This window comes from Nisaea acidiphila (assembly GCF_024662015.1).
Classification (GTDB): Bacteria; Pseudomonadota; Alphaproteobacteria; order Thalassobaculales; family Thalassobaculaceae; genus Nisaea; species Nisaea acidiphila.
In genome coordinates, this window is the sequence record NZ_CP102480.1 from 3,359,839 (window position 1) to 3,381,462 (window position 21,624).

Consider the following 21,624-nt stretch of genomic DNA (forward strand, 5'->3'; position numbering starts at 1 on the left):
GCGACCGCTGGTGGCCGCCGTCAGATGATGGCGTGCCGCACCTTGGCGGACACCCACTCGCTTACCAGAACGGTTATCAGAATAAGGATGAAGATCACCGTGACCTGGGGCCAGGCGAGAACATTCAGGGATTCTTGAAGACGAAGCCCGAGCCCTCCGGCGCCGACCAGTCCGAGCACGGTCGACTCCCGGATGTTGATGTCCCAGCGGAACACGGTGATCCCGGCGAAGGCCGGCAGGATTTGCGGTACGACCGCGTAATCCATGATTTGCGCCTTGCTCGCGCCGGTGGCGGAGACAGCCTCGACTTGGACCGCGTCGATCTCCTCAATGGCCTCGTAGAGCAGCTTGGCGACGAAGCCGATCGAGCGGAAGGCGATCGCGACGATCCCCGCCATCACGCCGGGCCCAATGATCGCGACCAGCAGCAGTGCCCAGATGAGGGAATTGATCGAGCGGCTCGAGACGATGATGAGCAAAGCGATCGGGCGCACGAACCGGGTGCTCGGCGTCGTGTTGCGGGCGGCCATGAAAGCTACCGGAACAGCCATGAAGAGCGCCATAAGCGTGCCGAGCGTGGCGATCGCGATGGTGTCCCAGAGCGGTTCCATCAGGCTCGGCAGATAGTCCCAGCGCGGCGGTACCATGCGCGAGCCGATATCCATCGCCTGTCGGGGCGCGTCGGAGACGAAGGCCCAGATTGTGTTCTTGTTCATCACCTCCCAGCAGAAGACGAAGAACGCGACGAGAGCCAGCCAGCCGAGCCAGAGCGCGAGTTCCTGTTTGCTTGTCCGCTTCCGCCAGGACTTGTCGAATTGGGTGTCACTCATTACTGGAGCCACTTCCGGACATAGCCAGAGGAATATTCCGCCGCCATCACGATCAGGATGATCAGGATCAGGATCGCCGCCGCCGAGTCGTATTCGTAACGGTCCATGGCGGTGTTCAGCGTGGCGCCGATGCCGCCCGCGCCGACGATGCCGATCACGGCGGACTCGCGGAAATTAATGTCGAGACGGTAGAGGCTGAGGCCGATCAGGCGCGGCATGACCTGCGGCTGGATCGCGTAATTGACGATCTGCCACCAGCCGGCGCCGGTGGCGCGCACCGCCTCGGCCTGGCTCTCGTCGATATCCTCGATGTCCTCGGCCAGCAGCTTGGCGAGGAAGCCGATGGTGGCGAAGGAGAGGGTCAGAAACCCGGCGAGCGGTCCGAAGCCGAACATCGCGACGAACAGGATGGCGACGATGATCTCCTGGAAGCTGCGCGAGAGGGCGATGATCGCCCGGCAGACGGCATAGATCGGCAGGGGAGCGATGTTACGCGCGGCGCCGATGCCGATCGGGACCGAGATCGCGACGCCGACCACTGTCGATGCAACGGTCATTGTCAGGCTTTCTTCCATGCCGATGAGGATGTCTTCCCAGCGGCTGGTGAAGTCGGGCACGAGGAAGCCCTCGATGAAGCGCAGACCGCGGTCGAGGCCTTCCCAGACGCGCACCCAGTTCACCTCTACCGACCCGACCGAGAGGATCAAATAGGCGAGCGCGCCGAGATAGAGCGTCCAGCGCAGCCAGGCGCGCTTCACGAAAGGTGGGCGCGACCAGGTTCGCAGATAGGAGGTTGCGCCGCTTGCGCTCATGTCAGGCCCGCCATGCGCTCGCGGTCGAGTGCGGCGACATGTTCTTCCGAACCCGCATCGTCGTCTTCACCATCCTCCTCGCCGTCTTCATCGACCTTGCGGATGGTCGCGGACCAGTCCTCTTCGCCGTAGATCCGGGTGAGGACGTCCGCATCGAGTTCGTCCGGGCTACCGTCGAACACGACCTTGCCGGCCTGCAGCCCGATGATCCGGCGCACGAATTGCTGCGCCAGAGCGACGTCGTGGATGTTGATTATCGCGGGCAGTCCGCGCTCGTCGCAGATCTCGACGATCAGGCGCATGATCTGCCGCGAGGTCTTGGGATCGAGCGAGGCGGTGGGCTCGTCGATCAGCAGCAGGTCCGGGTCCTGCTCAAGCGCGCGGGCGATACCGACGCGCTGGCGCTGGCCGCCGGAAAGCGCATCCGCGCGCTTGTTCACATGCGCGCTGAGCCCGACCCGGTCGAGCAGCCGGTAGGCGTTCTCGATCGCCTCGGGCGGAAACTTGCGGAAGAAACTGCGCCAGAAGCCGACATAGCCGAGGCGTCCGGAGAGCACGTTCTCCATCACGGTCAGGCGCTCGACCAGCGCATATTCCTGGAAGATCATGCCGATCCGCCGGCGGGCCTGACGCAGGCCGCCCCGGCTGAGACCGGTGATCTCGAGATCGCCCAGGAAGATCTTCCCGGACGTGGGTTCAACAAGCCGATTCACGCACCGGATCAGAGTGGATTTTCCGGCTCCCGACGGCCCGATCAGGCCGATGACCTGACCGGGTTCGACGGAAAGACTAACGTCGGTGAGCGCCCGATCGCCTGTCCCGTAAACTTTCGACAGACCTTCAAGTCGCAACATGCAGGCGCTCCTCAACTCTTGTTTTTTGATCGCGTCTGGCGATCACGTCGTTTGAACGGTGGTTCGTTTTACTTGCAGGCGTAGGAAACGCCGTTGGCGGCGTCGATCTTCCGGATCACGTCCCAGTATTCCTGGTAGGTGATCGGAATGAACTGTTCCTCGCCGGAGCGCGCGAACTCCTCCTTCAGGGCAGAGCCCTCCCAGTCGAAGGAGAAAAAGGCTTCCTTGATCTTCTCCTGAAGTTCCGGTTTCAGGTTGTAGGCATAGCCGAATCCGGTCGTCGGGAAGGTCTGGGATTTGTAGATGGAAATGATCTGACCGTCCTTGACCACGCCGCGGGCGAGCATCCGGTGCCAGACCGAGTTGGCAATGGCCGCCGCCGGATAGTCCTTGTTGGCGACGCCCAGAATGGAGTTGTCGTGCTTCCCGGAGAAGACCGGCTCGAAATCGCGGCCGGGGATCATGTCGTAATCGGCCTTGAGGATCGCTGATGGCGCCTTGAAGCCGGAGTTCGATGTCTGCGAGGTAAAGGCCATCTTCTTGCCCTTGATGTCCTCGACCTTTTCGATTCCGCTGCCCGGGTAAGTGATGATTTCCATGTTGTAGCCGAACTCGCCCGCCTTGTTCGCCATCATGGCGAAGGAGACGAACCCTGCGCAGTTGACAGCGAGCGGGTTGGAGCCGGTATTGAAGCCGGCGACATGCAGGCGGCCGGCACGCATCGCCTCGATCTGGGCGGCGTTCGACTGCACCGGGAAGAACTGGACCTTCTTGCCGGTTACCTTCTCCATGTGGCGCAGGAACCCGTCCCATACTTTCGCATATACGGCAGGGTCCTCGACTGGTGTGTAGGCGAAGATGATGGTGCCCGGATCGACCTGCTGCGACGGATCGGTCGGCGTGTCGGCGACCAGATCGCCATTCTTGTCCTGAAAGCGGGAATCAAGTGCATGCGATGCGCCCGTCCACGCCAGGGTGACAATCCCGGCAGCTGCTGCCGCCAAGCCTAAGATCTTGCGTCTGTTCATGTTGGTACCTCCCTGCTTTTGAGTCTCTGCGCATTGAACCGTCGCCGGGTTTCAAGTGAAGATTTTCTCTTTCATTCGAAAGCAGACTTTTCGACAGTTCGAGCGGAATGTCGAGTGCTACCGGACACATCGGTGAAATTAGTCGCCCGTTTCGATGCAACCGAGGCTGTTCTCTTTTGAGCGCGCGGTCCTTAATCAGGGCGAAACAATGGGGAGCCGATAGGCGGAGGATTTCGATCAGGTTGAGGAAGCCCCGGACGTGTCCCCACCGGAATGAGCGCTGTTAGGCTTCGCGGTCCAGCGCGCCGATATCGAGCACCGGGGAGGCGTCGATCTCCTCGGCATCGAGCATCGAGGCGACCCGCTCAAGGTTCGCCATCAGCATCATCTGCTCCCAGTCTTCCAATTTCTCGAAGCGCCGACTGAAAAGATCCTGAAGGCTGTCCGGCGCATCGGCAAGTTTCTGCCGTCCCGTATCGCTCAGCGTGAGCCAGACTTTGCGCCGGTCAGTGTCGCCGCGCTTGCGGGTGATCAGTCCCTTGGCTTCCAGTTTCTGTACCAGCGATGTCGTGGTCGCCTGGGTGATGCCGAGCCGCGCCGCGATGGTGCCGGCGGTGCATTCGCCTTCGTCTTCCAGAGTCTGAAGCAGCAGCAATTGCGAGGCTGTCAGTCCGGACTCGCGCGAAAGCTTGCGGGCGCGGTTTTCCGTTGCCCGCAGGATTTGGCGCAGGACGATCAGGGCATGCTGTGAGCGGTTTTCCGTCATCTTGAGATCCTCGGTAGACGGTTTGTCGGCGGGCGCCAAGCGCGAAAAACGAAATTAGTTGGATAATCTAAGTAAAATAAATTCTGACTTGCGATGTTTTTCGGATGCAAAAATTTGTCCGGAGGCCCGGCGTTAGCTTTTAATGCGCTCATTCTGAGGAAAATTATTTTATTCCTGATGCTTTTTCGGCGCGGCAAGCCGAGAAAAATTTCGAATGTTATGGAACCTTTGTTGACTTTATTAGTTTGTCTAACTAACTAATTGCCGACTTTTTGCAGCGAGGGCAAAGATGCAAATCGAGATTTCCAAGAAAGCGGCGCCGGGGCCGGCCATGTCCGGCGGCGTGCGATTCCGAAAACCGACCTCCGAGGACGGAGCGTCTGTCTGGCGCCTGATCGGCGAACTCGACGCCCTCGACGACAATTCGATGTATTGCAACCTGCTGCAGTGCACGCACTTTGCCGACACCTGCATCGTCGCCGAACGCGACGATGAAGTTGTCGGCTGGGTGTCTGCCTATCTGCCGCCCGCCAAGCAGGGCACGCTCTTTGTCTGGCAGGTCGCCGTCGCGCCGAAAATGCGCGGCCGCGGTCTCGCGAAGAAGATGCTGAAGGCGCTGCTGGACCGCGAAGTCTGCGAGGATGTCTCCCATATCGAGAGCACCATCACCCGCGACAACGACGCTTCCTGGGGGCTGTTCCGCTCGATCGCGTCGGAATTCGACGGCGATCTGACCGAACGTCCCCATTTCCGCCGCGACGATCATTTCGATGGCGAGCATGCGACGGAATATCTCTGCCGGATCGGCCCGATCGAGACCGGGGACATGGCCAGCGCCGCCTGATCCGCTCCGCCATCCATTTCTCAGAGCCGACTTTCACAGCCAAGACATGACGTCGAAAGGACTCATCATGACTGCTGACCTCTCCGTTTACGAAAATACCGAATCCAACGTGCGCAGCTATTGCCGCTCGTTCCCGACGACCTTCACGTCCGCCTCCGGCGCCGAGATCACGGCCGCCGACGGCAAGACCTATATCGATTTTCTCGCCGGCTGCTCCTCTCTGAACTACGGGCATAACGACCCGGACATGAAGCAGGCGCTGGTGGACTACATCGCCGGCGACGGCATCGCCCACGGGTTGGATTTCCATACCGAGGCGAAGGGGGCCTTCCTGCAAGCCTTCAGCGACCACATCCTGAAGCCGCGGGAAATGAATTACCGCGTCCAGTTCACCGGCCCGACCGGTGCGAACGCGGTCGAGGCGGCTCTGAAACTCGCCCGCAAGGTGACCGGCCGTGACCGCATCATCGCCTTCACCAACGGCTTCCACGGCGTCACGCTCGGCGCGCTCGCCTGCACTGGTAACGGCTATCACCGCAAGGGCGCCTCCCGTCCGCTCGAGGGCGTCGACCGTATGCCCTACGACCGGGCGTTCGGTGACGATATCGACAGCGGCAAGGTGCTGGAGGAGTTGCTGAACAACCCCTCCAGCGGCTACGAGCCGCCGGCGGCCTTCATCCTGGAGACGGTTCAGGGCGAGGGCGGCCTCAACGAGGCCAGCGCCGAATGGCTTCAGACCGTCGAGCGGGTTGCCCGCGAGCACGGCTCGCTGCTGATCGTCGACGACATCCAGGCCGGCTGCGGCCGGACCGGCACCTTCTTCTCCTTCGAGAAACTCGGTATCTGCCCGGATATCGTCACCATGGCGAAATCGCTCTCGGGCATGGGCCTGCCTTTCGCCATGACCCTGCTGCATCCGGATCTCGATATCTGGAGCCCGGCGGAGCACAACGGCACTTTCCGCGGCAACAATCATGCCTTCGTCACCGCCCGCGTCGCGCTGGAGAAGTTCTGGTCCGACAGCAGCTTCTCCCAGAAGATCGAGGTGAAGGCGGAGTTCCTGGAAGAGCGCCTGGTCGCGCTCGCGGCGAAGCATGGCGGAACGGTCAAGGGCCGCGGCATGTTCCGCGGCATCGATGTCGGCTCCGGCGAACTGGCGGACGAGATCTGTGCCAAGTGCTTCAAGCGCGGCCTGATCATCGAGACCTCCGGCGCCCATGGCGAGGTGGTCAAGGTTCTGGCCCCGCTGACCATCGAGCTGACGCAGTTCGAGAAGGGCCTCGACATCCTCGCGGAGTCCATGGCCTCCGTCATCGCCAGCAAGAGCGCCGACGCCGCGTAATTGCCGCGCCGCGCCAAAGACACACTAACTCATTGGAAAGACAAATGATTGTTCGTACTTACGAAGATTGCCGCGATACCGACCGTCATGTGGTGACCGAGGGCTGGGAAAGCGTCCGGATGCTGCTGAAGGACGACAAGATGGGCTTCAGCTTCCACATCACGACGATCTTCCCGAACTCGACCCATGAGTTCGAATACAAGAACCATTTCGAGTCGGTCTATTGCGTTTCCGGCGGTGGTTCGATCACCGATATCGCGACCGGCGAGACCCACGAGATCAAGCCGGGCACGATGTATGCGCTCGACCAGCATGACCGTCACATCCTGCGCGGCGGCCCCGAGGGCATGATCGTCGCCTGCTGCTTCAATCCTCCGGTTTCCGGCCGTGAGGTGCATGACGAGACCGGCGCCTATGCCGCCGACGTGGAGGACGCGGCCTGAAAAGGCCGCGACCCGCGTCTCGCTCGATTGTTCATTGGAGAAACCATGCTTGAGCCAGTCTCGCCCCGCCATACGGTGGAGAAGATCGGCGGCACGTCGATCGCCAATACAGACGCCGTCCTGAAGAACGTGTTCCTCAGGGCGCATACCGATGCCGATCCGTACAACCGGATCTTCGTGGTGTCGGCCTATGCCGGGATGACCGACAAGCTTCTGGAGCACAAGAAAACCGGCGCGCCCGGTGTGTTCGCGCAATATGCCGGCGCCGAGTCGGACTGGGCCTGGGGCGATGCGCTCACCAGGCTCGCCGACGACATGATCGCGAAGAACGCGGACGTGCTCGCGGACCCGGCTTCCCGCCGGCTTGCCGACGGCTTCGTGCGCGACCGCATAGAGGGCATGCGGAACTGCCTGCTCGACCTGCAGCGGCTCTGCACGCATGGCCATTTCCGTCTCGACCGGCACCTGGAAACCGTGCGCGAGATGCTGGCCGGGCTCGGCGAGGCGCACAGCGCCTTCAACACCTCGCTCCTGCTTAAGGACAACGGTATCAACGCCGTCTTTGTCGACCTCACCGGCTGGCGCGACGACAGCGAGCCCTGCCTTGACGAGCGGATCGCCCGCGCGCTCGACGGGATCGATTTTGCGAAGGAACTGCCGATCGTCACCGGCTACGCCCATTGCAATGACGGCATGGTCCGCCGCTTCGACCGCGGCTATACCGAGGTTACGTTCTCGCGCCTTGCGGTGGTGACCGAGGCGCGCGAGGCGGTGATCCACAAGGAGTTCCATCTCTCCAGCGCCGACCCGAAGCTGGTGGGCGAGGGAAGCGTGCGGACCATCGGCCAGACCAACTACGATGTCGCCGACCAGCTCTCCAACATGGGCATGGAAGCGGTGCATCCGAACGCGGCCAAGGGCCTCCGCCAGGCCGGCATTCCGCTCCGCGTGCGCAATACCTTCGATCCGGCCGATCCGGGGACGATGTTCCGCGAGGACTACGTTTCGGAAGATCCGCGGGTCGAGATCGTGACCGGCATCAAGGACCTGCACATGCTCGAATTCTTCGAGCAGGAGATGGTCGGCGTGAAGGGCTACGACACCGGAATTCTGGAAGCGTTGAAGCGGCACAATGTCCGCATCGTCACCAAGTCCTCCAACGCGAACACCATCACGCATTATCTCGCCGGTTCGCCGAAAGCGGTGAAACGCGTCATCGCGGATCTGAGCGAGGCCTTCCCGACGGCGGAAATCGCGACCCGCAAGGTGGCACTGGTGTCCGCGATCGGGAGCGACATGTCGGTGCCGGAGCTCGAAGCGACGGCCCTGACGGCCCTCGCGGAGGCCGGCATCGAGCTTCTCGGCGTGCAGCGGCTCTCCCGCAAGGTGGACATGATGTTCATCCTGGAGGAGGACCGGTTCGAGGAGGCGGTGAAGGCTTTGCACGGTGCGCTTGTCGAGACCGCCGAGAACCGGGATGCGGACCGGAAGGCTGCCTGACACAATTCGGATCCCGCTTTCATAACCCTGTAGTCTCACGGGGGTAGAAAGACCGCTTCTTCAAAGGAGCGATCGATGAGCGGGATCCGGTACCAGAACATTTCCAAGAGTTTCGGCGAGGTCGAGGTGATCAGAAGCCTCGATCTGGAAATCGCCGAGGGCGAATTCGTCGTCTATGTCGGACCCAGCGGCTGCGGTAAGACCACGCTGCTCCGCATGCTTGCGGGGCTTGAGCCCGTGTCCGACGGGCGGATCTTCATCGGCGATCGCGACGTGACCGATGTGTCGCCCAAGGAACGGAACATCTCCATGGTGTTCCAGAATTACGCGCTCTATCCGCATATGACGGTGGCCGAGAATATCGGCTTCGGGCTGCGCCTGCAGGGCGTCGCCCGGGCCGAACGCGATGCCGCCGTGCGCGAGACCGCGGAGATGCTGGGCCTGGGTGGTCTGCTTGAGCGCAAGCCCCGGGCGCTCTCCGGCGGCCAGCGCCAGCGCGTCGCCATGGGGCGCGCGATCATCCGCCAGCCCGACGCCTTCCTGATGGACGAGCCGCTCTCCAATCTCGACGCCCAGCTGCGCAATCACATGCGGACCGAGATCAAGGCGCTGCAGTCCCGCCTCGGCACGACGACGATCTACGTCACCCACGACCAGGTCGAGGCGATGACCATGGCGGACCGGATCGTGGTGCTGAATGGCGGCGTGATCCAGCAGATAGGTACGCCGGACGAGCTCTATTCCCGGCCCGCCAACCGCTTCGTGGCCGGCTTCATCGGCGCTCCGGTGATGAATTTCCTGCCGGCCAAAAAATTCAACACCGCCTTGCCGGCGGAAGGCGCTGCCGAGATCGGCATCCGCCCGGACGATCTCAAGCTCTGTCAGAAAGAGGGACCGATGCCGGTTCAATGGCCTGCCCGTGTCGAGCTTGTGGAGCCGCTCGGCGGCGAGGCGCTGGTGCATGTCGCCTTCGGCGATCAGCGGGCCTGCCTGAAGCATCGCGACGGCGTCCGTCCGGCGTCCGGAGAGGAAATCGAGATCGGTTTCGAGCCCGGCGATGCGCATTTCTTCGCGGCGGACGGGACGGCACATGCGATACGCGATGTAACACCGGTGGCCGCCAGTTGACGGTGGCGGACTGGCGGTCTCTCTCCCCACTTTGATATGCTCTTCAGCAGGTGGAGCCGGTCCGGTTCGCACCGCTCAGCTCAAGGGACGCAAGGATGAGAAAACGCGCGATCGTGCCGCCGGCGCTCCGTGCCGCCGCGGAACAGCTGAAGATGTCCCCGGCTATCCTTTCCGGCGGTCATCTCTTTCTGACCGGATCGACCGGCGGCAATGCCGACGGAACCATGCCCGGCGATGCCGCGATCCAGATGCGGAATGCGCTCGGAAAGATCGGCGCGATCCTGGCTGAAGCGGGCGTCGGTTTCGACGCGGTGGTTGAGATGACGACCTACCATGTCGGTCTCCGGGAGCATTTCGAGGCCATCGACCGGGTTCGCCTGGAGCATTTCAGCGAGCCCTTTCCGGCATGGACGGCGGTCGAGGTCGCCGGGTTGCGGCGCGACGGGGCGGTCATCGAGATCCGCGTGATCGCCGAAATGGATACGTCCGACTAGAGAATTGTCCGCTTCATCGCCGTGATCTGCTTCGCGTTATCGACGGAGTAGCGATCGGAGACGGTTTTGCAGGTCGCGCTCCACCAGCGCAGCGGCCCCGGCGACTGCGAGCTGAAATCTGGCAATCCCATGCACATATAGAGCCGATCTGCCTTATCGGACATTTCAATTTTGTGCTCTCCAATCAGGAAAGACCGGCCATGTCACATCCCATTGTCCGCCTGAACCCGTCCACGCTGCCGAACGCCGCCGAGATTGGCTATTCGCAGATCTCCATCGTCGAGCCCGGCCGGATGGCCTTCATCTCCGGGCAGGTGGCATGGAGTCCGGACGGCGCGGCGGTTCCGGGCGATCTTGCGGAGCAGATGAAACTGGTCGCCGCGAATGCGAAGGCGGCACTGGATGCGGTCGGAGCAAGCTTTGCCGACGTCGTCATGGCTCGGATCTATGTGGTCGATCTGACACCGGAACGGCTCGAAGCCCTGATGCCGGAATTCCTCTCCGCCTTCGACGGCGTGCAGCCGAGCGTTACCGGGGTCGGCGTCGCCGCGCTCGCGGCACCGGACCTGCAGGTCGAGATGGAACTGATCGTCAGAGTGCCGGACTGAGGCGGCGCTTCCGCAGCCTCCTCTCACGCCTCCATATTCGGTTTGACAGAACGTCAAAACGGGTCACAGATCATGGAAACACAACTCCCGTGACGTGCCCACAAGAGGCCCAAGTGTCCGTCGACAATCTGAACCACCTGCTGCAGGAATACCCGGAAATCGAATCCGTTTTCGCCTGCGTCTGCGACCTGAACGGAACCATGCGCGGCAAGCGCCTGCCGATCGAGCAGGCGGCGAAGATCCTCGGCGGCGGATTGCGCATGCCGCTCTCGGTTCTCAGCGTCGATGTCTGGGGCGAGGATGTCGAGGGCAGCGAGCTCGTCTTCGAGACCGGCGATTCAGACGGGATCTGCGATTTTACCGGCCGGCCGATCGTCCTGATCAACTGGACCAACCGCCCCTCGGCCCTCGCCATGCTCTGGATGCGGGAGGAGGACGGCACGCCCTTTTCCGGCGACCCGCGCCGGGCGCTGGCGCAGGTGGTCCAGCGTTACGCGGAGCGTGGCCTGACACCCGTCGTCGCCACGGAACTTGAGTTCTATCTCTACGATCCGAGCGGCACCCAGCCGCAGCCGCCCTGCTCGCCGGTCACCGAGAAACGGCTCGGCTCGGACGGGGCACTTTCGCTCGACGAGCTGCAGCATTTCGACGAGTTCCTGGACGACGTCTACGATGCCTGCGCGGAGCAGGGCATCCCCGCCGACGCCGCGATCTCCGAGAACGGCGCCGGCCAGTTCGAGATCAACCTGATGCATGTTGCCGACGCCCTCAAGGCGGCCGACGATGCGGTGCTGTTCAAGCGGCTGGTCCGCGGCATCGCCCGCAAGCACGGGTTTGCCGCGACCTTCATGGCCAAGCCCTACGGCGAGCGCGCCGGGAGCGGCTTCCATGTCCATTTCTCGCTCGAGAACAAGGCCGGCGAGAACCTGTTCGACAATGGCGGCGAGGAAGGCTCTCCGCTGATGCTGAACGCGGTGGCCGGCTTGCTGGCGACAATGCCGGAAAACACCCTCGTCTTCGCGCCGCACGAGAATTCTTACCGCCGCCTGCTGCCCGGAGCGCACGCGCCGACCAGTGTTGCCTGGGGTTACGAGAACCGGACGGCTGCGATCCGGATTCCGGGCGGCCACCACAAGGCCCGCCGGATCGAGCACCGGGTCGCGGGTGCGGACACCAATCCCTATCTGGTCCTCGCCAGCATCCTGGGCGGGGCGCTGATCGGCATCGAAGCTGAAATGGAACCGGAAAATCCGATCAGCGGCGATGCCTACAGCATGAAACTGGAGCATCTGCCGCTGGATTGGGCGACCTCGATCGAGGCCTTCCGGCGTGGCGCCCAGGTGCAGAAGATTTACTCGAAACGTCTGCAGACCATGCTGGTCGAAAGCAAGATGCAGGAGCTGAAACGCTTCGCCCGGCAGGTGACGGATTTCGAGTATGACACCTATCTGGAAGTCGTCTGATGATCCCCTGGGCAAAAGCCGGCCACGGTGCCGTCGCTCATACCACGAGCTATTACGCCGCAAGTGCCAACCCGTCGCCTGAACGTTCTTCGCTCAAGGGCGATATCGAGATCGACATCCTGATTGTCGGCGCGGGCTATAGCGGGCTCTCCACCGGGCTGCATCTGGTCGAGAAAGGCTACAAGGTCGCGATCGTCGAGGCGGCCCGGGTCGGCTGGGGCGCTTCGGGACGCAACGGCGGCCAGATCGTCAACGGGCTGAATGCCAGCCTGCAGACGATCCGGAAGCGCTACGGGGCGGACACCGCGAATTTCGTCGCCGGGCTGGTGCAGGAGGGCGGCGAGATCATTCGCGAGCGGGTGAAGACCTACGGCATCCAGTGCGACCTGAAGGACGGCAACGTCTTCACCGCATATACCGGCGCCCATATGCGCGAGCTGGAAGAGCGCCTCAAGCTTTGGGCGAGCTACGGCATCGAGAACCAGGAGATGCTCGACAGGGCCGCGCTCCGCAAGCACGTCAACTCGGACGTCTATGCCGGCGGCATGATCGACCGGTCCGGCGGCCATATGCACCCGCTGAACCTCGCGCTCGGCGAGGCGGCGGCCTTCGAGAAACTTGGTGGGAAGATCTACGAGCAGACGCCCGTCGTGCATGTCGACACCAATGCGGCGAAGCCGGTGGTGAAGACCGAGGGCGGCTCGATCACCTGCAAGACGCTGGTGCTCTGCGGCAACGCCTATCTCGGGCATGTCGTGCCGACGCTGACACCCCGCGTCATGCCGGTCTCGACCCAGGTGATGGCGACCGAGCCGCTCGGCGAGGAGCGGGCGAAGGAGCTGATCCCGACCGATGTCTGCGTCGAGGACGTGCGCTACATCCTCGACTATTTCCGCCTTTCCGCCGACAAGCGCATGCTGTTCGGCGGCGGCACGGTCTATGGCGGCACCGATCCGAGCGATATCCGCGCCAAGCTGCTGCCGAACATGCTGAAGGTTTACCCGCAGCTGAAGGATGCGAAGATCGAATTCGCCTGGAGCGGCAACTTCGCCCTCTCCTTCAGCCGTGTGCCGCAGATGGGCCGGATCGGCAACAACACCTATTTCGCGCACGGCTATAGCGGCCACGGCGTCACCGGCTCGCACACCTTCGGCCGCATCCTCGCGGAGGCGATCGACGGCGACCGTTCCCGCTTCGACATTTTCGAGAACGTGCCCTGGTACCCGTTCCCGGGCGGCAGGCTGTTCCGGATGCCTTACTCGGTCGCCGGCTCCTGGTGGTACACGCTTCGCGACAAGCTGGGGATCTGAACGGCCGTCTGGCCCGGACGGCTATTCCTTGAGCCGGGAACGCGCGGAGCCTGAATGGCGCTCCAGTCCGTCTTCGATATGCAGCCAGGACAGGCAATTGTCGTGGTGCGAGTGGAGCTCCGGCGGGAAATCGCCGGCCTGGTCGATCAGGCCGAGAGCGACATAGACCTTGCCGGGCAGGTAGTCGTAACGGCCCGTCAGCGGGGAGCCGCAGGTCTCGCAGAAGCTGCGCGTGACGCCGGGATTTGCGCTGACCGTCCGGCCTTCGTTCGGCGAAAAGCTGATGGCCTCTTCCCTGAACGACGCGAAGGCCGCGACGGGGGCGCCGGTGACCCTGCGGCAATCGCCGCAGTGACAGTAGGAGACGGTTGTCGGCGCCTCGGACGCCCGGAAACGTGTGGTGCCGCAGTAGCACCTGCCGGTGATGGGGCGAGATGAGGCGATTTCGGTCATTCCCGGCCTCCCTGGTAAGTCAGTACATCGCGCGACCCTAGAGCGGGTCCGTTCGGCGGTCCAGATCCAGTGCCCCCGAACAGGAAAAGCCCCGCCGTTTCCGGCGGGGCTTCCCCGATAGGGCTGTCTGCGATTACTGCAGCGACAGCGCCGTCTGTTCCGCATAGGGCGCCAGCACCTTGTCGGCGTTCTCCTGGGCGCGGGCGGCCGCTTCGCGGAAGGTCAGTTCCGGATCGGAGAGCAGGGCCTGCATCTCGTCCTCGACGGCCTTGCGGACGGCGACAGTGTTGTAGGTCGCGATCCACGGGCCGGCATAGGCGAGCTGCTCGACGGCGCGCAGCGCGTCCGGATGCTCGGAGACGAACTTCTTCATTTCCGGCAGGTCGTAGGCGGTTTTGCGCGGGGCGAAATAGCCCGTGAAGCGAGACCAGTGGCCGATCTTCTCGGCCGAGGTCAGCCAGGAGATGAAGGACCAGGCGGCCTTCTTCTGGGTGTTGGTGGTGCCCTTGAAGGAGACCAGGGAGGCGCCGCCGATCGGAACCGAGTTGCGGATGTTGCGCGGCATGAAAGCGACGTCGTAGTCGAACTTCGCGTTCTCGCGCACGAAGGTGAGCGCGCCGGTGGAGAGCACGATCATCGAGGCCTTGCCGGAGAAGAAGGCGGTGGAGACCTGCTTGGAGTTGGTCACGCCCGTCGGCATCGCCTTGTGCTGATGCGCGAAGTCGCGCCAGAACTTGAGCGCGCCCTGGGTCGAGGCGTGGTCGTAGAAGATCTCGCCCGGATAGACGTTGTTGTAGAACTGACCGCCATTGGCCATGGTCAGGGCCTGCACCAGCCAGCCGTTATAGTCGTAGTTGGACGGCATCATGATGCCCCAGCGCTCGCCGTCGGCCTTGGTCAGCTTCTTGGCGGCATCGACCCATTCGGCCCAGGTTTCCGGCGCCTTGGAGATGCCGGCTTCGGCGAAATGTTCCTTGTTGTAATAGAGGATCGGCGTCGAGTTCTGGAACGGGATCGAATAGACCTTGCCCGCGAAATGCGCGTTCGGGCGTACGGCCGGCCAGAACTCTTCCATCATGGCGCCGAGATCGGTATCGCCGGCGAGCTGTTCCATCGGAACGATGAGGTCGTTCATGGCGAGCTCGGTGGCGAAGTTGGCGCTCATCAGCACGACCGCCGGCGGCTTGCCGGCTTCGGCGGCGGCCTGCGACTTCACCTTGGTTTCATCGTAGCTGCCGGTGAAGACACCGACGACCTCGACATCGCTCTGGGAGGAATTGAACTCCTTCACCAGCTTCTGCATTTCCCGGGACAGCTTGCCCTGGACTGGGGCCGGGAACATGAATTCGATACGTTCGGCCGCAACGGCGGACGAGGCGATCAGACCGGCGCAGAGGGCGCCAACCGCAGACCTGAAGAACATCGTAAAGCTCCTTATTTCACGCCCGAGGACATGAAACTGTTGACGAACTGCCGCTGGAACGCCGTGAAGGCGATGAAGAGCGGCGCCATGATGAAGAGCGTCCCGGCGGCGATCAGCCCCCAGTCCGACGCTCCCTCCGCGCCTTGCGCGAAGCTGACGAGGCCCACGGTCAGAACCATCTTGTCCGGATCGTTGATGACCATCAGGGGCCAGAGAAACTCGTTCCAGTGATAGACCACCGAAACGATGGAAAAGGCGGTGAGCCCCGGGATCGAGAGCGGCAGCAGCACGTGACGGAGCACCTGCCACCAGGAGGCGCCGTCGATGATGGCGGCCTCCTCGAAATCCTTCGGGATCGTGCGGAAGGTCTGCCGCATCAGGAAGGTGCCGAAGGCCGAGCCCCAGTAGGGCGCCATGACGCCGAGCAGCGTGTCGTAGAGACCGAGATGCACCAGCGTGGTGAGGTTCGGCACGATCAGCACCGGCGGGGCCAGCATGAGCTGCAGCAGGAAGAGGTAGAAAAGCGCGTCCTTGCCGGGAAAACGGATCCGCGCGAAGGCGTAGCCGGCGAGACTGATTGTGACGAGCTGAACCGCGAGCGTGCCGGTCACCAGGATGGCGGAATTCATGAACCAGAGCGGCCAGTCGCCGTCCTCGACCGCGTAATGGTAGCTCTTCAGCGTCGGCACGAAATCGGGAAAGAGCGAGGCCATGCCGAGCCCGCCGAAACCGTCCGGCCGGAAACTCGCGACGATCATCCAGAGGAACGGCGTCGACCAGAGGAAGACCACGGCGCACATGATCGCGGCGAGTAAAGCGCCGAGCGAGAGGTATCCGCTGCGCTCAGGTTTCATAATGCACCTTCCGCTCCATGGTCCTGAGCGACAGGAAGGAGAGCGTAAGCAGTAGGATGAGGGTGACCACGGTGGCCGCCGTGGCCTTGCCCAGGTCGTAAAACTCGTGCGCCTGCTGGTAGATGTAATAGAGCAGCAGATTGGTCGCGTTGTTCGGCCCGCCCTCGGTCATGACGATGACGTGATCGACCTGGCTGACGGCGCTGATGAGCGCGATCACGACGACGAAGGCGAAGGTCGGGCCGAGCATCGGCACGATCACGAAATAGACCCGCTGCAGCCAGTTCGCGCCTTCGATCTTCGCGGCCTCCTCCGCGTCCTGCGGCACGCCCTGCAGTCCGGCGAGGAAGAACAGCATGTAGTAGCCGGCATTCTTCCAGGTGGTCAGCGCCATCAGCGAGATCAGCGCAAGGTCCGGATCGCCAAGCCAGTTGGTGGCGGAGAGGCCGAGCTTGGCGAGGTAGTAATCCAGCAGCCCGATATCCGGCATGAAGACGAAGATGAAGATCGCCGCCGCGCCGACCAGCGGCACCAGGGTCGGGAAGAAGAGGGCGGAGCGCAGGATTGCGGACAGGTTCGTCGTCTCGCGCAGCGCCAGCGCGAAGAGGAAGCCGAAAACGACGCTCGGGATCACCGTCCCGGCGGCATAGAGCGCGTTGTTCGCAAGCGCGCCGAGGAAGTCGGCTTCGGTGAAGATCGTCCGGTAATTGCCGATACCGATGAAATCTCCGGCATCGCCCGCCCGCTTCTTGTCCGTGAGCGAGGCGAGGAACACCTGCAGCATCGGCCAGTAGGTGAAGGCCGCAAGGCAGAGAAAGGCCGGCAGCAGCAGCAGGTAAGGCCGCAGCGGGATCCGGTGACGCGTGATGGTCTTAGAAGGTGTGTCCACGAGGTCCGACACTCCCCAACGCAGGAAGAGCCATCGGATATCAGGATCGTTCGAACGTTCGTGTCACCGGCATGTGAAAGTTCGGCGAACGATTGATGGCGGAATGAAGATAATACGCTGAGTTCATTCGAATATTACGTTGTTCGTTTCCCTTTCCGCCCGTGCATCAGACCCGTCCCGCACGGCACCTATACACAGTTCCGGCAAGCACTTACGATCCGGTGCACATCCTTTTCGGGAGCGTGGATGATGGAACCGGCGAGCGCCGAATCCCCGGAGAAGAAACACGTGATCGTCGTCGGTGCCGGCATCGTCGGCGTCTCGACCGCGATCTGGCTGAAGCGCGACGGTCATGAGGTGACCCTGGTCGACCGGGAAGGGCCGGCGGGCGGGACGAGCTACGGCAATGCCGGGTTGCTCGCCTCAGGTTCGATCGTGCCGGTCACCGGTCCGGGGCTGATCGCCAAGGCGCCGAAGATGCTGTTCGATCCGGACCAGCCGCTGTTCCTGCGCTGGTCCTACCTGCCGAAAATGCTGCCCTGGCTGCTGCGCTATCTCTCCCATGCGAATGCGGAGGACACGCAGCGGATCGCCAAGGCGCTGGTGCCGATCGTCGGCGATTGCGTCAACGATCACCAGGCGCTCGCGGCCGGCACCGGGGCGGAAAAATACATCCATCCCTCGGACTATCTCGTCGCCTATGACGACAAGGCGCATTTCGAGGGCGACGCCTTCGCCTGGTCGATCCGCAAGGCGCACGGCTTCCGTTTCGAGGAGCTTGATACGGAAGCGGTCCGGACGCGGGAGCCTGTTTTCGGCGAGCGGTTCGGCTACGGTGTGCGGTTCCTCGACCATGGACGGATTTCCGACCCGGGCGCTTATGTGAAGGCGCTGGCCGCGCATCTGGAGGCCGAAGGCGGCAAACTGGTCAAGGCGGAGGTCTCGGGGATCGTCCGCGACAACGGACGCGCGACAGGTGTCAGGGCGGGCGGCGAGACGATCGCGGGCGACGCGGTGGTGGTTGCACTCGGCGCCTGGTCCGGACGCCTGCTCGGCGGGCTTGGGCTTGAGATGCCGATGGAGAGCGAGCGCGGCTATCACCTCGAGTTCTGGGAACCCTCGGCGATGCCGTCGACACCGGTCGCGGTTGCCTCCGGTAAGTTCCTGCTGACCCCGATGGACGGGCGGCTCCGGGCCGCGGGTGTGGTCGAGTTCGGCGGGCTGGAGGCGGGTCCTTCCGAGGCCCCTCTGGAACTGCTGCGCCGGTCCGTTCGGCTGGCCTTGCCGAACCTGACCTTCAAGGAAGAGACCACCTGGATGGGGCACCGCCCGGCTCCGACGGACTCGATCCCGGTGATCGGCGAGATCCCGTCGCTGAAGGGCGCCTGGCTCGGGTTCGGGCATCAGCATGTCGGCCTGACGGGCGGACCGAAGACGGGACGGATCCTGGCCCAGCTGATTTCCGGGAAACGCCCCAATCTGGATCTCGCGCCTTACGCACCGGATCGTTTCGGCCGCAAGAGCCGGACGTGAATCGAAGCTGCCCGGACGGGCAGGGAGGAAAATGACATGGAATTCTCAACGCCGCCGCATATCGCGGAACTCGCAGACAAGGCCCGGAGCTTCATCCGGGAAAAAGTGATCCCCTTCGAGAAGGACCCGCGCTGGACCGAGCACGGTCCGACGGAGGAGCTGCGCCGCGAGCTGACCGATCTCGGCCGCGCGTCCGGCGTCTTCGCGCCGCATGCCCCCAAGGAGTTCGGCGGCCTCGGGCTCGGGCATCTGGAGCGGGCTTTTGTTTTCGAGGAGGCGGGTTATTCGCTGCTCGGCCCGACCGCGCTCCATTGCGGGGCGCCGGACGAGGGCAACACGCATCTCCTGGAGGTCGCCGCCAGCCCGACCCAGCGCGAACAGTTCCTGGCACCGCTGGCGAAGGGCGCGCGCTCCTGTTTCGCGATGACCGAGCCGGACGGCGCCGGTGCGGACCCGTCGCTGTTGGCGACGACGGCAAAGGTGGATGGCAACGGCTATGTCATCAACGGCCGGAAATGGTTCATCACCGGGGCCGAGGGCGCCGAGTTCACCATCATCATGGCGAAGATCGAGGGCGGCCCGGAAGACGGCAAGGCGACCATGTTCATCGTTCCGAGCGACCGCGCCGGCATCAAGCTCGTGCGCCAGATGGACACGCTCGACACCGCCTTCGCCGGCGGGCACTGGGAAATGGAATTCGAGGATCTGAAGGTCGACCAGTCGGACGTTCTGGGGGCAGCTGGGCAGGGCTTCAAGCAGGCCCAGGTGCGGCTCGCCCCGGCGCGGCTGACCCACTGCATGCGCTGGCTCGGCGCCGCCCGCCGGGCGCACGACACCGCGCTCGCCTATGCCAACAAGCGTGTCGTCTTCGGCCAGCCGCTCGGCAAGCACGAGGGCGTCGGCTTCATGCTGGCGGACAACGAGATGGATATCCGCACCGCCCGGCTCTCTCTGATGCAGGCGGCATGGCTGCTGGATCAGGGCGAGACCGCGGCCGAGGAAAGCTCCATGGCCAAGGTGCAATGCTCTGAAGCGATCTGGCGCATCGTCGACAACGCCGTGCAGATCCTCGGCGGCATCGGCACCAGCTCGGACGCGCCGGTGGAGCGGATTTTCCGCGAGGTTCGCGGCTTCCGCATCTATGACGGTCCGTCGGAGGTGCACCGCTGGTCGCTCGCCCGCAAGGCCCTCAAGCGGGCGGCAACCGGCGACGTCTGAGCCCTAGCCCTTCAGCTTCGGCGGCGTCAGGCCGCCCAGCTTGCACTGGGCGTGCAGCAGGCCGGAGAAATCCTTCTCGCCCATGCCGAGCCCGGTGGTGGCGATGGTGAGGGATTCCTTTGCCGCGGCCCCCATCATCATTGGCAGCTTCTTGCTCTTGGCCGCCTCCATGATGAGGGAGAGATCCTTCAGCGCGAGGTCGATCTTGAAGCCCGGCTCGATATCGCCCTTCAGCACCTTGTTCGGCCAGCCGAGGGTCAGCGAGCCGTTCGTCGCGGTGGTCCCGTTCACTACCGTCAGGGTCTGTTCCAGCTCGAGTCCGAGGGCGGTGGCGAGGGCGATCGCCTCTGCGCTGAGCTGGTTCTGCGAGATGGCGAGGAAGTTGTTCACCAGCTTGGTGCGGATCCCGGTGCCCGGGCCGCCGCAATGATGGATCACCGAGCCCATGCCTTCGAGCGACGGCTTCACCCGGCCGAAATCGTTGCTGCTGGCGCCGACCATGAAGAGCGACTCGCCACGTTCGGCGAACTCGACGGTGGGCCGATCGGCGAGTCGACGAAGGCGAGGCCGGCCTCGACCAGCTTTTTCGAGAGCTCGTCCGTGGTCTCGGGATCGATGGTGCTCATGTCCATCACCAGCGTGCCGGGCTTGGCATTTTCCAGCACGCCGCCGGGACCGAGCACCACTTCGCGCACATGCGGGGAGGCCGGCAATACGGTGATGACGATGTCAGCGGCCTTCGCCACCTCGGCAACGGAGCCGGCGGCCTCCGCGCCCTTGGCTGCCAGCGCCGCAACGGCCTTCGGATTGATGTCATAGACGATCATGTCCGCGCCGGAGGCCTTTAGGTTGCGGGCGAGCGGCCCGCCCATGTCGCCGAGGCCGATGAATCCGATCTTTTCCATGTCTGTGAGCGTCCTTCCCTGGATGTTTGTTCTTATTGCGGCAAGCCTAGCGGCAATGCCCGCCCGGCGGGAAGGCGGCCGGGCGGGCATTCAGTATGGCGCGGAGGGCATGGATGCCAGCGGACTAGGATCAGGCGGCCAAGGCTCCGTCGCCGAAGGAGAAGGCGGACATGCTGATTGAGCTGTGGCTGAAGCTCCGGTGCAGGCGCGTTCCGTGATCCGTATCTCCGGCGCCGGCGGCGACGAAAAACGGCAGGAAATGTTCCGGCGTCGGATGTGCGAGACGCGCACTATCCGGGGCATCGGGAAAGTGCATGAGATCGTCCCAATCTCCGGACTCAGTGCCGAAGGCGACGAAATCGTCGAACGCGGTCGCCCAGACCGGAGGCGGGGTCCCCTCCGGACCGAGAGCGCGCAGATTGTGCGTGACCGAGCCGGAGCCGACGATCAGAACGCCCTCCGCACGGAGCGGCGCAAGTGCCCGGCCGATCTCGAAATGCTGCCGGGCGGTACCGCCTGCGAGCAGCGAGAGCTGCACGACAGGGATATCGGCTTCCGGAAAGGCCAGCAGCAGCGGCACCCAGGCGCCGTGGTCGAAACCGCGGGCGCCGTCGGCCTCCGCGGCGTAGCCGAGATCGGCGAGCAGTTCGATTGTCCGGCGGCTCAGGCCCGCATCCGTCCTTGCAGGGTAACGGTACTCATAGAGTTCCGCCGGGAAGCCGTAGAAATCGTGCACGGTTTCCGGTGTGCTGGCGGTGGTCAGGGCAAGGCGCGGGCTTTCCCAGTGCGCCGAGATGACAAGGATAGCCTCCGGCCGGCCGACCCGGCTGCCGAGCTCCGCGAGAAAGCGTTTCGCGGGATGCTCCGTCAGCAGCAGGTCGGGCGCGCCGTGCGGCAGGAAAAGGCTGGGTTGCTTGGTCATGTCGC

General features: G+C 63.7%; 24 protein-coding genes. 11 read left to right on the forward strand and 13 right to left on the reverse strand.

What is annotated here, in order from left to right:
- Window positions 1–20 precede the first annotated feature (20 nt).
- The 5 genes from phnE (NUH88_RS15660) to NUH88_RS15680 all read right to left on the reverse strand — a co-directional run bounded on the left by phnE (NUH88_RS15660) (window position 21) and on the right by NUH88_RS15680 (window position 4,290).
- Window positions 21–830 (reverse strand): phosphonate ABC transporter, permease protein PhnE, encoded by an 810-nt coding sequence (phnE, locus tag NUH88_RS15660; RefSeq protein ID WP_257767334.1) that lies wholly within the window; start codon window positions 828–830, stop codon window positions 21–23.
- On the reverse strand, window positions 830–1,642 hold the full coding sequence (gene phnE, locus NUH88_RS15665; protein WP_257767335.1) for a phosphonate ABC transporter, permease protein PhnE: 813 nt from the start codon (window positions 1,640–1,642) through the stop codon (window positions 830–832). Before phnE (NUH88_RS15665) ends, phnE (NUH88_RS15660) begins: the two co-directional genes overlap by 1 nt.
- Window positions 1,639–2,496, reverse strand: coding sequence for a phosphonate ABC transporter ATP-binding protein (phnC, locus tag NUH88_RS15670; protein WP_257767336.1), 858 nt, complete (start codon window positions 2,494–2,496; stop codon window positions 1,639–1,641). Before phnC ends, phnE (NUH88_RS15665) begins: the two co-directional genes overlap by 4 nt.
- 68 nt (window positions 2,497–2,564) lie before the next feature.
- Complete coding sequence (gene phnD / locus NUH88_RS15675; protein WP_257767337.1) at window positions 2,565–3,524, reverse strand: phosphate/phosphite/phosphonate ABC transporter substrate-binding protein; 960 nt, start codon at window positions 3,522–3,524, stop codon at window positions 2,565–2,567.
- A gap of 283 nt (window positions 3,525–3,807) precedes the next feature.
- Window positions 3,808–4,290, reverse strand: a complete 483-nt coding sequence (locus NUH88_RS15680) for a MarR family winged helix-turn-helix transcriptional regulator (protein ID WP_257767338.1) — start codon at window positions 4,288–4,290, stop codon at window positions 3,808–3,810.
- Window positions 4,291–4,579: 289 nt separating this feature from the next.
- On the opposite strand from NUH88_RS15680, the gene ectA reads away from it, so the two are divergent.
- The 6 genes from ectA to NUH88_RS15710 all read left to right on the forward strand — a co-directional run bounded on the left by ectA (window position 4,580) and on the right by NUH88_RS15710 (window position 10,041).
- A complete protein-coding gene (gene ectA, locus NUH88_RS15685; RefSeq protein WP_257767339.1) occupies window positions 4,580–5,134 on the forward strand; it encodes a diaminobutyrate acetyltransferase in 555 nt (184 codons plus the stop codon).
- Window positions 5,135–5,201: 67 nt separating this feature from the next.
- Window positions 5,202–6,476, forward strand: coding sequence for a diaminobutyrate--2-oxoglutarate transaminase (ectB, locus tag NUH88_RS15690; protein WP_257767340.1), 1,275 nt, complete (start codon window positions 5,202–5,204; stop codon window positions 6,474–6,476).
- 44 nt (window positions 6,477–6,520) lie between these two features.
- Window positions 6,521–6,919: an ectoine synthase gene (locus NUH88_RS15695; protein WP_257767341.1), complete on the forward strand. Its 399-nt coding sequence runs from the start codon at window positions 6,521–6,523 to the stop codon at window positions 6,917–6,919.
- Window positions 6,920–6,964: 45 nt separating this feature from the next.
- Window positions 6,965–8,419 (forward strand): aspartate kinase, encoded by a 1,455-nt coding sequence (locus NUH88_RS15700; RefSeq protein ID WP_257767342.1) that lies wholly within the window; start codon window positions 6,965–6,967, stop codon window positions 8,417–8,419.
- 75 nt (window positions 8,420–8,494) lie between these two features.
- The gene (locus tag NUH88_RS15705; RefSeq protein WP_257767343.1) at window positions 8,495–9,547 is read left to right on the forward strand and encodes an ABC transporter ATP-binding protein; all 1,053 of its coding nucleotides are present in this window, start codon (window positions 8,495–8,497) and stop codon (window positions 9,545–9,547) included.
- Window positions 9,548–9,642: 95 nt separating this feature from the next.
- Window positions 9,643–10,041: a RidA family protein gene (locus tag NUH88_RS15710; protein WP_257767344.1), complete on the forward strand. Its 399-nt coding sequence runs from the start codon at window positions 9,643–9,645 to the stop codon at window positions 10,039–10,041.
- On the opposite strand, the gene NUH88_RS15715 is transcribed toward NUH88_RS15710, so the two are convergent.
- Window positions 10,038–10,205 (reverse strand): hypothetical protein, encoded by a 168-nt coding sequence (locus tag NUH88_RS15715; protein ID WP_257767345.1) that lies wholly within the window; start codon window positions 10,203–10,205, stop codon window positions 10,038–10,040. The two genes, NUH88_RS15710 and NUH88_RS15715, sit on opposite strands and share 4 nt — an antisense overlap.
- A 36-nt stretch (window positions 10,206–10,241) precedes the next feature.
- On the opposite strand from NUH88_RS15715, the gene NUH88_RS15720 reads away from it, so the two are divergent.
- The 3 genes from NUH88_RS15720 to NUH88_RS15730 all read left to right on the forward strand — a co-directional run bounded on the left by NUH88_RS15720 (window position 10,242) and on the right by NUH88_RS15730 (window position 13,422).
- The gene (locus NUH88_RS15720; RefSeq protein ID WP_257767346.1) at window positions 10,242–10,649 is read left to right on the forward strand and encodes a RidA family protein; all 408 of its coding nucleotides are present in this window, start codon (window positions 10,242–10,244) and stop codon (window positions 10,647–10,649) included.
- 113 nt (window positions 10,650–10,762) lie between these two features.
- The gene (locus tag NUH88_RS15725; RefSeq protein ID WP_257767347.1) at window positions 10,763–12,112 is read left to right on the forward strand and encodes a glutamine synthetase family protein; all 1,350 of its coding nucleotides are present in this window, start codon (window positions 10,763–10,765) and stop codon (window positions 12,110–12,112) included.
- A complete protein-coding gene (locus NUH88_RS15730; protein ID WP_257767348.1) occupies window positions 12,112–13,422 on the forward strand; it encodes an NAD(P)/FAD-dependent oxidoreductase in 1,311 nt (436 codons plus the stop codon). Before NUH88_RS15725 ends, NUH88_RS15730 begins: the two co-directional genes overlap by 1 nt.
- 21 nt (window positions 13,423–13,443) lie before the next feature.
- Here NUH88_RS15730 and NUH88_RS15735 read toward each other — a convergent pair whose 3' ends face one another.
- The 4 genes from NUH88_RS15735 to NUH88_RS15750 form a co-directional block, all read right to left on the reverse strand.
- Window positions 13,444–13,875 carry a GFA family protein gene (locus NUH88_RS15735; RefSeq protein WP_257767349.1) on the reverse strand — a complete coding sequence of 144 codons (432 nt, stop codon included), beginning with the start codon at window positions 13,873–13,875 and terminating at the stop codon, window positions 13,444–13,446.
- Between the two features lie 133 nt (window positions 13,876–14,008).
- On the reverse strand, window positions 14,009–15,298 hold the full coding sequence (locus NUH88_RS15740) for an ABC transporter substrate-binding protein (protein ID WP_257767350.1): 1,290 nt from the start codon (window positions 15,296–15,298) through the stop codon (window positions 14,009–14,011).
- Between the two features lie 11 nt (window positions 15,299–15,309).
- On the reverse strand, window positions 15,310–16,152 hold the full coding sequence (locus NUH88_RS15745; RefSeq protein ID WP_257767351.1) for a carbohydrate ABC transporter permease: 843 nt from the start codon (window positions 16,150–16,152) through the stop codon (window positions 15,310–15,312).
- Window positions 16,142–17,041: a carbohydrate ABC transporter permease gene (locus tag NUH88_RS15750; RefSeq protein WP_257767352.1), complete on the reverse strand. Its 900-nt coding sequence runs from the start codon at window positions 17,039–17,041 to the stop codon at window positions 16,142–16,144. Before NUH88_RS15750 ends, NUH88_RS15745 begins: the two co-directional genes overlap by 11 nt.
- A 246-nt stretch (window positions 17,042–17,287) precedes the next feature.
- Between NUH88_RS15750 and NUH88_RS15755 the strand changes: the two genes are divergently transcribed.
- Together NUH88_RS15755 and NUH88_RS15760 are read left to right on the forward strand one after the other, a co-directional pair.
- On the forward strand, window positions 17,288–18,574 hold the full coding sequence (locus NUH88_RS15755; protein ID WP_257767353.1) for an NAD(P)/FAD-dependent oxidoreductase: 1,287 nt from the start codon (window positions 17,288–17,290) through the stop codon (window positions 18,572–18,574).
- Window positions 18,575–18,610: 36 nt separating this feature from the next.
- Complete coding sequence (locus NUH88_RS15760; RefSeq protein WP_257767354.1) at window positions 18,611–19,792, forward strand: acyl-CoA dehydrogenase family protein; 1,182 nt, start codon at window positions 18,611–18,613, stop codon at window positions 19,790–19,792.
- A 3-nt stretch (window positions 19,793–19,795) separates the two neighbouring features.
- Here NUH88_RS15760 and NUH88_RS15765 read toward each other — a convergent pair whose 3' ends face one another.
- From NUH88_RS15765 to NUH88_RS15775, 3 genes are read right to left on the reverse strand one after another with little or no spacing between them, the layout of a single operon-like run.
- Window positions 19,796–20,293, reverse strand: coding sequence for an NAD-binding protein (locus NUH88_RS15765; RefSeq protein WP_257767355.1), 498 nt, complete (start codon window positions 20,291–20,293; stop codon window positions 19,796–19,798).
- Complete coding sequence (locus NUH88_RS15770; protein ID WP_444329680.1) at window positions 20,257–20,787, reverse strand: NAD(P)-dependent oxidoreductase; 531 nt, start codon at window positions 20,785–20,787, stop codon at window positions 20,257–20,259. The genes NUH88_RS15765 and NUH88_RS15770 overlap by 37 nt, the downstream gene beginning before the upstream one ends.
- Window positions 20,788–20,827: 40 nt before the next feature.
- Window positions 20,828–21,619: a DODA-type extradiol aromatic ring-opening family dioxygenase gene (locus NUH88_RS15775; RefSeq protein ID WP_257767357.1), complete on the reverse strand. Its 792-nt coding sequence runs from the start codon at window positions 21,617–21,619 to the stop codon at window positions 20,828–20,830.
- Window positions 21,620–21,624: the final 5 nt, after the last annotated feature.